General features: G+C 73.7%; 15 protein-coding genes. 10 read left to right on the forward strand and 5 right to left on the reverse strand.

The genetic code is table 11. The features are described from left to right. The first annotated feature begins 540 nt into the window (after nucleotides 1-540). From AC07AL_RS19485 to AC07AL_RS19530, 10 genes are all read left to right on the forward strand, one after another. On the forward strand, nucleotides 541-1512 hold the full coding sequence (locus AC07AL_RS19485) for an urea transporter (RefSeq protein WP_363579595.1): 972 nt from the start codon (nucleotides 541-543) through the stop codon (nucleotides 1510-1512). 90 nt (nucleotides 1513-1602) lie between these two features. Further along, nucleotides 1603-1908 carry an urease subunit gamma gene (locus AC07AL_RS19490; protein WP_063349823.1) on the forward strand — a complete coding sequence of 102 codons (306 nt, stop codon included), beginning with the start codon at nucleotides 1603-1605 and terminating at the stop codon, nucleotides 1906-1908. A 3-nt stretch (nucleotides 1909-1911) separates the two neighbouring features. Beyond that, a complete protein-coding gene (locus AC07AL_RS19495) occupies nucleotides 1912-2778 on the forward strand; it encodes a sirohydrochlorin chelatase (protein WP_478317832.1) in 867 nt (288 codons plus the stop codon). A gap of 24 nt (nucleotides 2779-2802) precedes the next feature. After that, complete coding sequence (locus AC07AL_RS19500) at nucleotides 2803-3201, forward strand: urease subunit beta (protein ID WP_350887002.1); 399 nt, start codon at nucleotides 2803-2805, stop codon at nucleotides 3199-3201. Then, on the forward strand, nucleotides 3201-4925 hold the full coding sequence (gene ureC / locus AC07AL_RS19505) for an urease subunit alpha (protein WP_363627609.1): 1725 nt from the start codon (nucleotides 3201-3203) through the stop codon (nucleotides 4923-4925). Before AC07AL_RS19500 ends, ureC begins: the two co-directional genes overlap by 1 nt. Continuing rightward, nucleotides 4922-5692, forward strand: coding sequence for an urease accessory protein UreF (locus tag AC07AL_RS19510; protein ID WP_400804661.1), 771 nt, complete (start codon nucleotides 4922-4924; stop codon nucleotides 5690-5692). Before ureC ends, AC07AL_RS19510 begins: the two co-directional genes overlap by 4 nt. 97 nt (nucleotides 5693-5789) lie before the next feature. Continuing rightward, the gene (ureG, locus tag AC07AL_RS19515) at nucleotides 5790-6410 is read left to right on the forward strand and encodes an urease accessory protein UreG (protein WP_063349828.1); all 621 of its coding nucleotides are present in this window, start codon (nucleotides 5790-5792) and stop codon (nucleotides 6408-6410) included. Next, nucleotides 6407-7381, forward strand: coding sequence for an urease accessory protein UreD (locus AC07AL_RS19520; protein WP_478317833.1), 975 nt, complete (start codon nucleotides 6407-6409; stop codon nucleotides 7379-7381). The genes ureG and AC07AL_RS19520 overlap by 4 nt, the downstream gene beginning before the upstream one ends. A 294-nt stretch (nucleotides 7382-7675) precedes the next feature. Beyond that, nucleotides 7676-8212 carry a DUF3159 domain-containing protein gene (locus tag AC07AL_RS19525; RefSeq protein ID WP_363579592.1) on the forward strand — a complete coding sequence of 179 codons (537 nt, stop codon included), beginning with the start codon at nucleotides 7676-7678 and terminating at the stop codon, nucleotides 8210-8212. 162 nt (nucleotides 8213-8374) lie between these two features. After that, nucleotides 8375-9280 carry a class I SAM-dependent methyltransferase gene (locus AC07AL_RS19530; protein WP_363627608.1) on the forward strand — a complete coding sequence of 302 codons (906 nt, stop codon included), beginning with the start codon at nucleotides 8375-8377 and terminating at the stop codon, nucleotides 9278-9280. A gap of 24 nt (nucleotides 9281-9304) precedes the next feature. On the opposite strand, the gene AC07AL_RS19535 is transcribed toward AC07AL_RS19530, so the two are convergent. The 5 genes from AC07AL_RS19535 to AC07AL_RS19555 form a co-directional block, all read right to left on the reverse strand. After that, nucleotides 9305-10462, reverse strand: a complete 1158-nt coding sequence (locus tag AC07AL_RS19535) for an NAD(P)-dependent alcohol dehydrogenase (protein ID WP_363627607.1) — start codon at nucleotides 10460-10462, stop codon at nucleotides 9305-9307. Between the two features lie 21 nt (nucleotides 10463-10483). Beyond that, nucleotides 10484-11899: an aldehyde dehydrogenase family protein gene (locus AC07AL_RS19540; protein ID WP_363579589.1), complete on the reverse strand. Its 1416-nt coding sequence runs from the start codon at nucleotides 11897-11899 to the stop codon at nucleotides 10484-10486. Beyond that, entirely contained in the window at nucleotides 11896-12651 is a 756-nt protein-coding gene (locus AC07AL_RS19545; protein WP_363579672.1) for a (5-formylfuran-3-yl)methyl phosphate synthase, read from the reverse strand. Before AC07AL_RS19545 ends, AC07AL_RS19540 begins: the two co-directional genes overlap by 4 nt. A gap of 248 nt (nucleotides 12652-12899) precedes the next feature. Then, nucleotides 12900-13364, reverse strand: coding sequence for a protein-tyrosine phosphatase family protein (locus AC07AL_RS19550; protein WP_363579588.1), 465 nt, complete (start codon nucleotides 13362-13364; stop codon nucleotides 12900-12902). A 13-nt stretch (nucleotides 13365-13377) separates the two neighbouring features. Then, nucleotides 13378-14808: a helix-turn-helix transcriptional regulator gene (locus AC07AL_RS19555; RefSeq protein ID WP_363579587.1), complete on the reverse strand. Its 1431-nt coding sequence runs from the start codon at nucleotides 14806-14808 to the stop codon at nucleotides 13378-13380. Between the last annotated feature and the right edge of the window lie 35 nt (nucleotides 14809-14843).

Raw genomic sequence — 14843 nt, forward strand, 5'->3', positions numbered from 1 at the left:
ACCCCCCCCCACCCACACCCCCACACCCACCCACCGCTCACCCCCACCCCCCCCCCCCCCCCCTCCCCCCCGCGGCCCGCTCCCGCGCGGTCGGGGCCCGGAGGCCGGCTCGTACGCACAGGCTCACGTCCGGCGGCCCCTGCTTTCCGACGCGGCGCATACACATTTCCGCCACATTCCCGCAGTGCTGCGCCGCCTTTTCGTGGCGCCGGATGTCCGAATTGCCTGACCGGGGCGGCTTCGTGTCGAATTCCTTGACATGACCACCTTCTCATTTTCGTCTGCCGCAAGTAAAACTTCGCAAAGAATGGCTCTCTGCAGGGGGGTCGCTGACCTGCGCAATCAACATATTGTTGCAGCTCAGAGGCCTGATGATCACCCTTCGCCATACGGGTGTAACCGGTCGTGTCCGCGCCGACCGGCATTCCGCAGGAGTACGGTTCCGGAGGAATCGCCGGGCGTGCTCGCGAGTAAAGTCGAGCAGCCTTGCGGGACTATTCGCCATGCCGTGGAAAGACGTACCGGGAATTGGTGCGAAGTATGGGTCAGAAAAAGGGTGAGCCGGGGGCCTCGGAGGCCGCCCGCCCGATATCCCTCAAGTTAGCCGTCGAAGTCCTGCGCGGCGTCGCGCAGGTGGACTTCATGCCGTCCGCCGTCTGCGGCCTGTTCTTCGTGGCCGCACTCTTCGCGGCCGGCTGGCGCTACGGCGTCTACGGCCTGCTCGGCAGCGCCGTCGGCACTGCCGTCGCGTACGGCCTGCGGTTGGCGCGCGACGCCGTCGAGGCCGGGCTGCACGGTTACAACGGCTGCCTCGTGGCGCTGGGGTGCGCGGTGTTCCTCGGCCCCGACCACCCCGCCACCGTCGCGGCGGCCGTCCTCGGCGCCGTCGTCGCCGTGGTGGTCACCGCGGGCCTCGGCGCGGTGCTCGACACCTGGAAACTGCCCGCGCTCACCGCGCCGTTCTGCCTGGTCGCCACCGCGACGACGGCCGCGGCGCCCGGCTTCCGCCACCTGTGGCACGGCACCGGCGCCCCGACCGCCCTGGCCGGGCCGGCCGCCGGCCCGACCGGGCTGACCTGGGACCAGCTGTGGCACGGGTTCTTCGCCAACATCGGCCAGATCTTCTTCATGCCCCAGTGGTACGTCGGCCTGCTGTTCCTGGCAGGCATCTTCGCGGCCAGCCGCCCGGCCGGCCTGCTGGCCTGCGCGGGCAGTGCGACCGGGCTGCTCACCGCCTGGACGCTCGGCGCGCCCGCCGACGCCGTCGGCCAGGGGCTGCTCGGGTACAGCGGGGTGCTCGTCGCGATGGCGCTGTGCGGCGTGTTCGTCGCCCCCGGCGGGTGGAGCGCGGCCTACGCCGTCCTCGGCGCGGCCGCCGCCACCGTCCTGACCCCGGCGCTGGCCGCCGCCACCGTGCCGTTCGGCGGCCACGCCTTCACCTGGCCGTTCGTCCTGACCACCATGCTGTTCCTGGCGGCGGTGCCGGCCATTCCCCGGCTGCGCAGGGTCTGACCGGGTTTCGGTAGTCCGAATTCCCGCTCGTGACAGGCGTGTTCATTCGGAGTTCCTGCGGAGTTCCCTCGGAAAGGAAGAGTGATTCCCGTGAATCTCGCCCCGCGTGAGATGGACAAGCTGTACATCTACGTTGTGGCCGATCTGGCCCGCAAACGCCGCGACCGCGGTGTGAAACTGAACTACAGCGAGGCCTGCGCGCTGATCAGCGAGGCGATCATGGAGGGCGCCCGGGACGGGCGCACCGTCGCCGAGTGCATGGAGATCGGCAAGCAGGTCGTCAGCGGCGAGGACGTCATGCCCGGCGTCCGCGAGATGCTGCCGCTGCTCCAGGTCGAGGCCGCGTTCCTGGACGGCACCAAGCTGGTCTCCTGCCACGACCCGGTGGGTGCCTGAGCCATGACCGTACGTCAGGCGGAAGCGGCGACCGGTCCGACGCCGGCGCCGACCTCGGCCCCGCCGTCCGCCGCCACGGTGGTGCTGGCCGGCGGGCACGAGAGCGACGGCGGCCGGGACCTGGCCGCCCTGGTGGAGCGCGAGCCCGCCGTCCACGCCGCGGCCGCCGCCGGCCGGGCGCTCGGCGAGGCCGTCCGCTCGGCGCTGGCCGCCACCGACGGCCCGGTGTGCGTCGTCCCGATGACGCTGGGCCGCGACCCGAAGCTGGTGGCCGACACCGCCCGGGCGCTGCGCTGGCTGGCAGCAGGGGAGGGGCGCGGACGACTCGCCCTGACCGGGGCGTTCGGCGGCAAGGACCACCTCGTCGGCTGGCTGCGGGCCGCGGCCTCCGCCGCCCCCGGGCCCGACGGCGCCGTGCTGGTCACCGCCCCGGCGGCCGGCCCGTTCGAGGACGCGGACCTGTTCCGGATCGCCCGGCTGGTCCGCCAGTACGGCCACCACCGCTGGGTCGAGGTGGCCCTCGCGGGCGGCGACCCCGACCTCGCCGAGGGCGTCGAACGCTGCCGGCTGCTCGGCGCCCGCGAAGTGACGGCCGTACCGGCCTCGTTCGGACCGGCGCTGCGCACCGAACTGCCCGGGGTGCGGGACGGCGGGCCGCTGCTGCGGCCGTCCGCGATCGCCGGCGTCGTCGCGGCCCGCACCGCGGCGGCCCTGCACCTGCTCGGCCACGGCGAGGACGGCATCCTGGCCGGCCTCGACGCCGAGCACGGGCACGGCTACGCCCACAGCCACGGCCCCGGCGGGGACCACTCGCACGGCCACGGCCACGGTGCCACCGATGGACACACCCACGGCCACACACATCACTGAACCGACAGAGAGGAAGGGCCCGCCATGTCTGGTGGCGCCACGTACCTGTACGGCGACGACCCGGTGGAGATCAACGCCGGTCGCGCCCAGGTCACCATCACGGTCAGCAACACCGGCGACCGGGCGATCCAGGTCGGCTCGCACTACCACTTCTTCGAGGTCAACCGCGCCCTCGACTTCGACCGCAACGCCGCCTACGGCAAGCACCTGGACATCCCGGCCGGCACCGCCGTCCGCTTCGAGCCGGGCGACACCAAGGACGTCACGCTCGCCGAGTTCGGCGGCCACGGCCGCCTGATCGGCTTCAGCAACCTCGTCGACGGCGGCATCAGGTCGGCCGACACCCGCGCCCGGGCGATCGACCGGGCGATCGCCCTCGGGTTCAAGGGCACCAACCTCGACCACAAGGAAGGCGACCGCTGATGGCCACGCTGTCCCGCAAGCAGTACACCGATCTCTTCGGGCCCACGGTCGGTGACCGCTTCCACCTCGCCGACACCAACCTCGTCGTCGAGATCGAGAAGGACTTCAACCAGGGCCACTACGGCGACGAGGCCGTCTACGGCGGCGGCAAGGGCATCCGCGACGGCATGGCCCAGGACCCGGCCGCCACCTCCGCCCAGGGCGCGCTGGACCTGGTGATCACCAACGTCGTCGTGATGGACGCCGTCCTCGGCGTGGTCAAGGGCGACATCGGCGTCAAGGACGGCTTCATCACCGCCGTCGGCAAGGCCGGCAACCCGCACACCCAGAGCGGCGTGCACCCCCAGCTGGTCATCGGCCCCGGCACCGAGGTGATCTCCGGCGAGCACCTGATCGCCACCGCCGGCGGCATCGACACCCACATCCACTTCATCGCCCCGCAGCAGGTTCAGGAGGCGCTGAGCAACGGCATCACCACCCTCATCGGCGGCGGCACCGGCCCCTCCGACGGCACCAACGGCACCACCTGCACCCCCGGCCCGTGGAACATCCACCGGATGTACCAGGCGGTCGAGGACCTCCCGGTCAACGTCGGACTCCTCGGCAAGGGCAACGGCTCGCTGCCCGGCGCCCTGCGCGAGCAGGTCGAGGCCGGCGTCTGCGGCCTCAAGGTGCACGAGGACTGGGGCAGCACCCCCGCCGCCATCGACAGCGCGCTCGGCGTCGCCGACGAGTACGACGTCCAGGTGGCCATCCACACGGACACCCTCAACGAGGGCGGCTTCTTCGAGGACACCCTCTCCGCCATCGACGGCCGCACCATCCACACCTTCCACACCGAGGGCGCGGGCGGCGGCCACGCCCCCGACATCATGCGGATCGCCGGCGAGCCCAACGTCCTGCCGTCCTCCACCAACCCCACGCTGCCCTACACCGTCAACTCGGTCGACGAGCTGCTGGACATGGTGATGGTCTGCCACCACCTCAGCCACGACATCCCCGAGGACGTCTCCTTCGCCGACTCCCGGGTCCGCGCCGAGACGATCGCCGCCGAGACCGTCCTGCACGACGAGGGCGTCATCTCGATCTTCTCCTCGGACTCGCAGGCGATGGGTCGGATCGGGGAGTCCTTCACCCGCGCCTTCCAGACCGCCCACCACTGCAAGGACCAGCGCGGCAAGCTCGACGGCGACAGCGAGCGCAACGACAACTTCCGCGTCCTGCGCTACCTCGCCAAGCTCACCATCAACCCGGCCATCGCCTCCGGCACCGCCGACCACATCGGCTCGCTGGAGAGCGGCAAGCTCGCCGACATCGTGCTCTGGCCGATCAACTCCTTCGGCGCCAAGCCCAAGATGGTCATCAAGGGCGGCGTCATCAACTGGGCGCTGATGGGCGACCCGAACGCCTCGCTGCCCACCCCGCAGCCGGTCTACTACCGCCCGATGTACGGCGCGCTCGGCCGGGCCAAGCAGGCCACCCGGGTCTCCTTCATGTCGCAGGCCGCCATCGACCTCGGCGTCCCGGCCCGACTCGGGCTGGACAGCCGGGTCCTGCCCGTGCGGCGCTGCCGCTCGGTCGGCAAGCAGCACATGGTCCGCAACGACGCGCTGCCGAAGATCGCCGTCGACCCGGAGACCTACAAGGTCACCCTGGACGGCGAGCCGGCCACCATCGAGCCCGCCCGCGAACTCCCGCTCAACCACCTGTTCTACCTCGCGTGAGCGGCTCTCCAGGGCTCGGTACTTCGGGGCCCGGTACTTCGGGGCCCGGTTCTTCGGGGCCTGGCTCTCCCGGGCTCGGGGGAGGCCTGGACACCCTGCTGGTCAGCCTCCAGCTGACCGACTCCGCCTTCCCCAGCGGCTTCTACACCCTCTCGCACGGCCTGGAGGGCTACGCGCAGGCCAAGGCCGTCACCCCGGACACCATGCCCGACCTGCTCACCGACCTGCTGCGCCACTCGGTCGGCCCCGGCGACGCCACCGCGCTCGCCCTCGCCCACGGCGCCGCCCGGGCCGGCGACTGGGGCCTGCTGGTCGACGTGGACCAGCGGCTGCACGCCACCAAACTCAACCGCGAGCTGCGCCTGGCATCCACCCGGACCGGGCGCCAACTCCTCGACATCGCCCGGGAGTCGATCGGCGGCGAACCGCTGGACCGGTACGCCGAACTGGTCGCCGCCAAGCAGGCCCCCGGCTCCCAGCCGGTGGCCGCCGGAGTCGCCTACGCCTCTGCCGCCGTGCCCGTCGACCAGGCCGTCGCCAGCGACCTGTTCGCCTTCTGCACCAGCTTCGTCGGCGCCGCCCTGCGGTTGCGGCTGACCGACCACCGCAAGGCGCAGGTGGTGCTGCGGGCCGCGGCGCCGGTGATCGAGGAGACCGTACGGGCCGCCCTCGCCCGGGAGTTGGAAGACCTGGGCGGGTGCGTGCCGGTCGCGGACGCGATGTCCGGGCGGCACGAACGGGCCGAGGCCCGGCTGTTCGCCAGCTGAACCGCGTCCGGGAGGTGCGGGCGGGCGCCGGAGTGTCGCAGCTCCCGTTCCTCCCGGACGCAGAACCAACGTCACACCGCATCAGAAGGAGACAGCAATGACCGAGAACGTGCTCCGCGTGGGCATCGGCGGGCCGGTCGGCTCCGGCAAGACGGCGCTCATCGAGGCCCTCGTCCCGGTGCTGATCGCCAACGGCCACCGCCCGGCGGTCATCACCAACGACATCTACACCCAGGAGGACGCGCAGCACGTGCGTCGCACCCTGGCCGGCGTCCTCGACCCCGAGCGGGTCGTCGGCGTCGAGACCGGCGCCTGCCCGCACACCGCTGTCCGGGACGACCCGACGATGAACCTCGCGGCCGGCGCCGAGATGCTGGAGCGCTTCCCCGACGTCGACACCCTGCTGTTCGAGTCCGGTGGCGACAACCTCACGCTGACCTTCAGCCCCGTCCTGGTCGACCTCTTCCTCTTCGTCCTGGACACCGCCGAGGGCGAGAAGATGCCCCGCAAGCGCGGTCCGGGCATCACCGAGTCCGACCTGCTGGTCATCAACAAGATCGACATCGCCCAGTACGTCCGTGCGGACCTCGGCATCATGGAGTCCGACGCCCACCGCGTCCGCGAGGGCGGGCCGGTCGTGCTCACCAACTGCCTCACCGGGCACGGGCTGGACGAGATCGCCACCTTCCTGGAGACCTTCCGCAAGGTCCCGGCATGACCGTCACGGTGGCCGCGGGGGAAGCGGCTGCGGGGGAGGCCGCCGTGCCCCGGCTCGATCCGCGGCACTACGAGCCGGCCCGCGTCCCGTCCGCCGTCCGCCGGTACGCCGGGACGCCCGACACCCTGGGTGTCGGGCGCCCCGGCAAGGTCGGCCTGCTGGAGCTGGCCTTCGAACGGATCGGCGAACGCACCGAACTCACCGGCCACTACCAGAAGTCGCCGCTGCAGATCATGCGCCCGCTCTACTTCGACCCGGCCCGCCCGGACCTCGCCGTCACCTTCCTGATGTCCACCGGCGGCGGCATCCTCCAGGCCGACCGGCTCCGCACCGACCTGCGCTGCGGCGCCGACACCGCGACCCACCTCACCACCCAGGCGGCCACCAAGGTCTACCGGATGGAGTTCGACTACGCGACGCAACTGGTCAACCTGGACGCGGGCCCCCGCGCCTACGTCGAGTACCTGCCCGAGCCCGTCATCCCCTTCGTCGATTCCCGGCTCTACCAGCGCACCGTCCTCACCGTCGACCCCACCGCCACCGTGCTGGCCGGCGAGACCGTCCTCGCCGGCCGCCTCGCCCGGGGAGAGCGCAACGCCTACCAGGTGTTCGCCTCCGACCTTGAAGTGCGGCGCCCCGACGGCCAGTTGATCGCCCTCGACACCGTCCGGCTGGAGCCCCCGGAGGCCGGCGTGACCGGCCCGGCGGTCCTGGCCGGCCACGACGTCATGGCCAGCCTCTACGTCGTCACGCCGCTCGCCCCCGCCGCGCAGGTCGCCGACACCCTGCACGAGGCCCTGGCCGGCAGCGGCCTGCTCCACGGCGTCAGCGTCCTCCCGCACGACAGCGGCGCCTGGCTCCGCCTGCTCGGCTCCGACACCCGCGCCTGCGCCGCCGCCCAGCGCACCGCCTGGGACGCCGTCCGCCGGCTCCTCATCGGCGCCCCGGCTCCGGCCCTGCGCAAGACCTGACCCCGCTCCGCACCTCCCCGTACCTCCCCGAAGCGCCCCGGCGCCTCGGGGAGGGGGCGCGAGGGGGCGAGGGGGCGAGGGCGGCCCCGGATGCAGCCGGACCGGCCTGGTCGCAGCATGGAACCGGAGGCTCTCATGCACCGACCCACGTTCGGACCTTCCCCACCCGACCCCGCATCCGGCGGCCCGGCATCCGGCGCGGCAGTCGATCCCGCCCCCGTCCCCGCCCCCGGTCCGGGGCCGGGACGCCAGAGCCGGGGCGGTCTGCGATCCGGCTCGGTCTTCCTCTCGTTCGTGCCGTGGATCGTGTTCGACGTCATCGCCGGGCCGAGCACCTGGAAACTGGCGGCCCTGACGGCGCTGGTCGCCGCGCTCGTCCTCGCCGTACCGGACGCGCGCCACCATGCGCTCAAGGTGCTCAGCATCGTCGGCGTGGCCTTCTTCGCCGTGCTCTGCGTGCTGGGCCTGGCGCTCGACCGGCACAGCCTGATCTGGCTGGAGACCTACGCGCAGGTGCTGTCCAGCGGCGTGCTCGCGGTGGTGGCCCTGGGGTCGCTGGCGTTCACACCGTTCACCGAGCAGTACGCCCGGGAGTCCACGCCGCCGGAGGTCTGGGGTACGCCGCGGTTCCAGCGCACCAACCGGTTGCTGACCGCGCTCTGGGGCGCGGTCTTCCTGATCACCGCGCTCCTGGGGCTGGCGGCCCTGCACGTCGGCTCGGCGAAGGACTGGCTGACCTGGGTCATCCCGGTGATCCTGCTGGTGCTGGCGTTCCGGATCACCCGTTGGTACCCCGAGCACGTGCGCGAACAGGCCCGGCGCGGTCGGTGAGCAGCACACCCGGGGGGCGTCCGGGCGCCGCGGCGGCGGGATTCACCCGGTCGGGTGGATCCGGTGGGACCGCTCCCGGACGGGCGAGGGCCGGCTGGATAGTGAGGAGGCAGTCGCATTCCTCGCTGTTCGCGTTCTCAACTCGCTTCAAGGGGAGGACACATGGTCGGTACGGCGCACCGGAGCACCGGTGTGGAGGGGGTGGAGGGCGGTGTCGGTCTGACGGCTCTCCTGGTCGCCGCGGCGCGCGCGATCGAGACCCACCGGCACGACACCCTGGCGCAGGACGTCTACGCGGAGCACTTCGTGCTCGCCGCGCCGGCGTCCGCGGGCTGGCCGGTCCGGATGCACCAGGTGCCGGACGGGGACGCGAACCCGCTGTGGGGGCGGTTCGCGCGCTACTTCGGCCTGCGGACGAGGGTCCTCGACGACTTCCTGCTCCGGTCGGTGCACGCGGGCGCCCGCCAAGTGGTCCTGCTCGGCGCCGGGTTGGACACGCGGGCGTTCCGGCTCGACTGGCCTCCCGGCTGCACGGTCTTCGAGGTCGACCGGGAGGGCGTACTGGCCTTCAAGCACGGGGTGCTCGGAGGGCTGTCGGCCTCCCCGAAGGCGGCGCGCGTACCGGTCGTCGCCGACCTGTGCGCCGACTGGGCCGGAGCGCTGACCGAGGCCGGCTTCGACGCGGCCGTACCGAGCGTCTGGCTGGCGGAGGGGTTGCTCTTCTACCTGCCCAACGGTGTCGAGGCGCAACTCATCGACACGGTCGACCGGTTGAGTGCGGGCGGCAGTGCCATGGCGTACGAGGTCAAGCTGGAGAAGAGCCTGTTGGAGTACCGCGAGAGCCCGCTCTACACCTCGACGAAACACCAGATCGGCATCGACCTGCTCGATCTGTTCGACGGAGAGCCGCGGCCCGACTCCGCGGGCGCCCTGGCCGGCAAGGGCTGGATCACCTCGGTCCACACCCCCTTCGACTTCACCCACCAGCACGGTCGCGGTCCCCTGCCCGAGCCGAACGACGCGCTGGAGGGCAACCGCTGGGTGTTCGCGCACAAGCCCCGGGTGTAGGTGCAGGAGGGCGGAGCGCCTCGCTCAGCGGGCGCTCCGCTCCGGGACCAGGACGGGTTTGACCACCCGGCCCGCGTCGCAGTCGCGTTCGGCCTCGTTGATGGCGGCGAGCGGGTACCGGCGGATCAGCTGGTCGAAGGGGAACCGCCCGGCCTGCCACAGCCGGGTCAGCCGGGGGATCAGCAGCGCCGGCACCGCGTCCCCCTCGCAGATGTGCGAGATCCGCCGGCCCCGGTCCAGTGTCCCCGGATCGAGCGACAGCGCGGTGCGGAGCCGGGCCACCAGCCCGAGGTGGCCGGTCGGGCGCAGGGCCCGGAGCGCCTCGTTGATCAGCGGGCCGGAGGCCGTGGTGTCCAGCGCGTACTGGGCGCCACCGTCGGTCAGCCGCTGGATCCGCTCGGCCAGGCCGGGCCGGGGGACAAGGCCGGGCCGGGAGGCCAGGTCGGGCCCGGAGGCGTGGTCGGCCGGTCCGGCGCGCAGCGGGATCGCGCCGAACCGCTCGGCGAGGTTCAGCCGTTCGGTGTAGCGGTCGACGGCCACGGCCACCGCCCCGGCGGCCGTGGCCGCCATCACCGCGGCGAGGCCAACCGCCCCCGCGCCGAGGACCAGGACGGTGTCGCCGGGGCCGGCGCCGAAGGAGTTGAACACCGCCCCGGCACCGGTCAGGAAGCCGCAGCCGAGGGGCCCGAGCAGGTCGACGGGCAGCGAGCGGTCGACCCGGACGGCGTTGCGCGCCGGAACCATCGCGTACTCGCCGAACGAGGACTGGCCGAACCACCGGGGGGCCAGCTCGCCCCCGGCCGCGTCGGTGAACCGCGCCGCCTCCTCCTCGCGCCCGCCGAAGAGGTTGAGCGCGGCGAAGGAGTCGCAGTAGGCGGGGGCCGCACCCAGGCAGTTCCGGCAGTGTCCGCACGAGTCGAAGCTCAGCACGACGTGGTCGCCGACGCTCAGCCCGGTGCCCGGGCCGCCGGTCTCCACCACGACCCCGGCCCCCTCGTGCCCGAGCACCGCAGGCAACGGCGAGCGGCCCGCCGAACGCCGGACCGCGAGGTCGGTGCGGCACATCCCGCAACCCGCGATCCGCACCAGCACCTCGCCGTCGGCCGGCCCCCCGTTCAGGACCACCTCCTCGACGACGAACCCGCCCTCGTACGAGCGCAGTACCGCCGCGTCGAACCTCATCGTCACGCCTCCTCCGGATCGTCAAGCCTCCTCAGGCCGGTGCACGACGAACGGCCTGAGGTTCCCGTAGAGCCCCCACGGCCCGCCCGCGACGCCGACACCGCTGTCCTTGATGCCCGCGAAGGGCTGGGCGAGGGACAGCTCGGCGTGGTGGTTGATCCACGCCGTCCCGCACTCCAGCCGGTCGGCCACCACCTCGGCCCGGTCGAGGTCCGTCCCCCACACCGAGCCGCCCAGCCCGAATCCGGTGTCGTTGGCCGCCTCGACGGCCTCGTCGACGCTCCGGTACGGCAGCACCGGCAGGACCGGGCCGAACTGCTCCTCCGTCACCACCGGACTGTCGGAGGGGACGTCGGCCAGCACCGTCGGGGCGAAGAAGTAGCCCGGCCGGTCCAGCCGGTGGCCACCGGCCGCGGCCCGGGCGCCGTCCGCCAGGGCCCGGGCCGTGTAGCGCTCGACCCTGGCCAGCTGGGGGGCGTTGTTGACCGGCCCCAGCTGGGTGCCCGGGTCGAGTCCGGCGCCGACGACGACGCTCTTCGCCCGCTCCGCGAGGGCCTCGACCACGTGGGAGTGGAGCCGGGCCGGGGCGTAGACGCGCTTGACCGCCATGCAGACCTGCCCGCAGTTGCGGAACGCCGCCCAGAACAGCCGGTCCGCGATCCGGTCCACGTCCACGTCGTCCAGCAGGACGGCGGCGTCGTTGCCGCCCAGCTCCAGGGTGACCCGGGCGAGCGAGACGGCCGCGCCCGCCGCGACGGCCCGTCCGGTGGGGACCGAGCCGGTGAAGGTCACGTGGCGGATCCCCGGGTGGGAGGCGAGCCGGGCGCCGAGGGGTTCGCGGCCGGTGACGATCGTCAGGACGCCCTCGGGGAGGGCGGTGGCGAGGACGGACCCCAGCAGCCGGGTGGCGAGGGGGGTGAACGGGGAGGGCTTGAGCACCATCGTGTTGCCCGCGGCGAGCGCGGGCGCGAACTTCGCCGCCGCGAGCTGGAGCGGGAAGTTCCACGGGACGATCGCGGCGACCGGCCCCAGCGGCCGCCAGTGGATCTCGCTGCGCACCGGACGGCCGTCCGCGATCGGCTGTGGCCCGGGGGCCAGGTCGGCGAAGTAGCGCAGGCGGGCCGCCGTCCGGGCGACCTCGGCGGCCGACTCGGCCAGGGGTTTGCCCTGTTCCCGGGTGAGCAGCGGGGCGAGGTCGGCTCCGGCCGCCTCCACGGCGTCGGCTGCCGCGCGCAACGCGGCGGCGCGGGCGGCGGGGTCGGCCCGCCAGCTGCGCCAGGCCTCGTGGGCCCGGCCGACGACGGCGTCCAGCGCGTCCGGCTGCTGGTCGGGGGCCTCGGCGAAGGCCTTGCCCGTCGCCGGGTCGACGACGGCGAAGCGACCGCCGTCGGGCCCGGGCGGGCGGCCGGGCCGGCTCGCCGGCCTGCCGGGGGTCAACTCGCGGCGGTGACGACGGCCGCGTGGTCCCGGGCGTGCCGGTCCATCTCCGCCCGGAAGTCGGCCACCAGCTGCGGCCGGATCCTTCCGGCGGTGCGGTCGCCGCCCTCGCAGACGGCCCCGCGCACTCCCACGATGTCCGTGCCGATACGGGTCAGCGTGCCGAGGTCCGCCGCCTTGACGCTGCCCGCGAGCGCGGCGAGCAGATCGGCTTCGTGGGCCAGCCGGACGAACTCCGCGCAGACCTCGGGCGGAACGTGGTCGAACAGCCTGGTCCCGTCCTTGATCGCGGTGTCGAGCATGGCCGCGTCGGAGCCGGAGCGACGGGCGATGTCGGGCAACGCGAGCGGGTTGACGCAGCCGATCCGGTGGGCGTCGGCGTAGCCCGAGGCGACGACGAACGCGTCCGGCCGGTAGTCCTTCACGGCCCGGACGACCCCTCGCATGACGTCGACGGCCTGTTCGGGCGTCGTGCACCCGTAGAGGCCGACCTTGATGTACGTGGCGCCGGAGACGGCCGCACCGAGCGCGGCCTGGGCCACCGTGCCGGGCTTGTACGGGACGTCCCCCACGGTGGCGGACAACGGCTTGTCCGCCGGGACGGCGTCACGGATCTCCCTGATCACCCACGGGAAGTTCGCGCCGAGCGAGCCCTCGTCCGGCTTCTTGACGTCGACGATGTCGAGGTGCTCCGCCGCCTTCGCGCAGTCGAGGGCCTCCTCGACGCCGTCCGGGGAGATGAGCAGCAACAACGTGGGCTCCTTCCACCGCAGGTCCACCGGCCGGGGGCAGGTGTGCGGAGTCGTCTGGATCACGTGCGGTCCGCTCATCATTCCTTCGGCCCGTGGCCCCCGGTAGGGCGCGCGGAACCCGAACGGGTCACTGTCGTGGCGCGATCACCCCCCGACGCGCCGGACACGCCAGTTCGAACCCGTCGCACACGGGCGCGGTCGGGTCGCCGGGGTCGGGATTCCTGCTCCTGGCCGCCCGGGACGGCCGTTCAGGCCCACCGCTCCACGAAGCGGCGCTGCCAGGGCGTCTCCACCGCGTGCCGGTCGTAGTGCTCCCGGACGTACGCGACGGCCTCGGCGGCCGGGACGCCGTCCAGGATCGCGACGCAGGCGAGGGCGGTGCCGGTGCGGCCGTGGCCGCCGGCGCAGGCGAGTTCGACGCGTTCGGTCGCCGACCGCCGCCAGACCTCGCGGAAGGCGTCGGCCGCGTCCGCCCGGTCGGCGGGGAGCCGGAAGTCGGGCCAGTGCACCCAACGGCCCTCCCACGGGAACGGCTTGGGCGGGCGGCCCAGTAGGTAGAGCCCGAAGGAGGGGTGCGGGCCGGGCGGCAGCGGGCGGCTGAGGCCGCGCCCGCGCAGCAGCCGCCCGGAGGGCAGGCGCAGCACGCCGGGGGCGGCCGGGTCCCAGGGCGCGGTCGGCCCGGTCGGCCCGGTGGTCTCGGTGGTCTCGGTCATCTCGCGGTTCTCCTCAGGACGCCACGTGCAGGGCCGGGGTGCCCGGCATCCCGGCCCGGTGGGCCAGGGCCGCCGCCTCGCCGCGCGAGGAGACGCCGAGCTTGGCCAGGATGTTGGCGACGTGGAACTTCACCGTCGACTCGCTGATGTGCAGCGCCGCGGCGATGTCCCGGTTTCGCCGGCCCTGGGCCAGTTGGTCGAGCACTTCCAGCTCGCGCGGCTGGAGGCCGTCCAACGGGTCGGTGGCGCGCGGTTGTTCGGGCAGGCCGAGCGGCAGGTCGACGCTCACCGTGGTGCCCCAGCCGGGGACGGCCTCGATGGCGCAGCGCCCGCCGAGGGCGGCGATCCGGTCGGCGGTGCGGTGGACGGCCAGCGCGTCGGTGGCCAGCAGGCCGGGGCCGTCGTCCCGGACCACCGCCCGCAGCGTGTCACCGGTGAACCGCCAGCTCACGTGCAGCCTGGTCACGGCGTCCTGCTCCAGCATCACGAGGACGGCCGCCCGGACGGCGTCCCGGGCGGCGTGCGCGGTGTCCGCCGGCACGGACCGGCCTGCCTCCGCCGGCGGCGCGACGTCCAGCCGCACCCGGGTGTGCCGCAGCAGCGGGCGCAACTGCTGGTCGAGCCGGGCGAACGCGGCGTCGGCGGGCTCCTCGCTGAGCGCCCGGTCCAGGTCGGCGCCCCGGCGAAGGTCGAGCAGCGCCGTCACGGCCAGTTCGGTGGCGGCGCGGCGCGCGGTGGCGTCGTCCAGCGCGGCGGAGCGCAGCGGCGCGAGGATCGCGGTGAGCGCCGCGCCGTGGGAGCCGGTGAACTCGGCGATCGCCCGGGCCCGGGCGTTGGCGGAGGCCCGGGAGGCCACCGCGTGGGTGGGGCCGGCGTCGGTGGCGCGGTGGTGCGAGTGGGTGGTGACCAAGTCCCACAGTTGCTGGAGGACGGCGAGCGCCCCGGCCGCCACCGGGTCGGCGCCGCCGTCCCGGACCAGCACCAGCACCGCGGTGGTGGCGTCCGACGCCGACGCCGTGACCACCACGACGGACCTCGCCCGCCCGGCCAGCTGCGCCTCGCCCTGCCAGGCCCGGCCGTCGGCCGTCGCCGAGGTGGTCGTCTCGGCCAGCTTGGCGAGCTCCAGGCCGCTGACGGCGGCGGTCAGCTCGGGTGGGCCGAAGGCGAGCGTGGGGGAATAGGTGCAGATGCCGCTGAGCTGGGCGATCGCCACGTGCGGGACGAGGGTGGCGACCACCTCGGAGAGCCGGTCCATCAGGTGCGGCCGGGGGGTGCGCAGCACCTCGACGGCCCGCGCCAGCGCCTCCTCGGGGCGGCCCCAGTGCTGCCGCCACCGCTCGTCCGCGCCGTCCCCATCCCCGTTCCCGTGGTCCAGGTCCCTGCCGTCCACGTCCTCGCCCGTCTCGTTGCGCACGTCCTTGTCAACGCCGATGCCGTCGCCCATGCCGGCCAGCCTAGCCCGGGGGCCGGGGCGGGGGC

The organism is Kitasatospora sp. NPDC043949, from assembly GCF_056435365.1.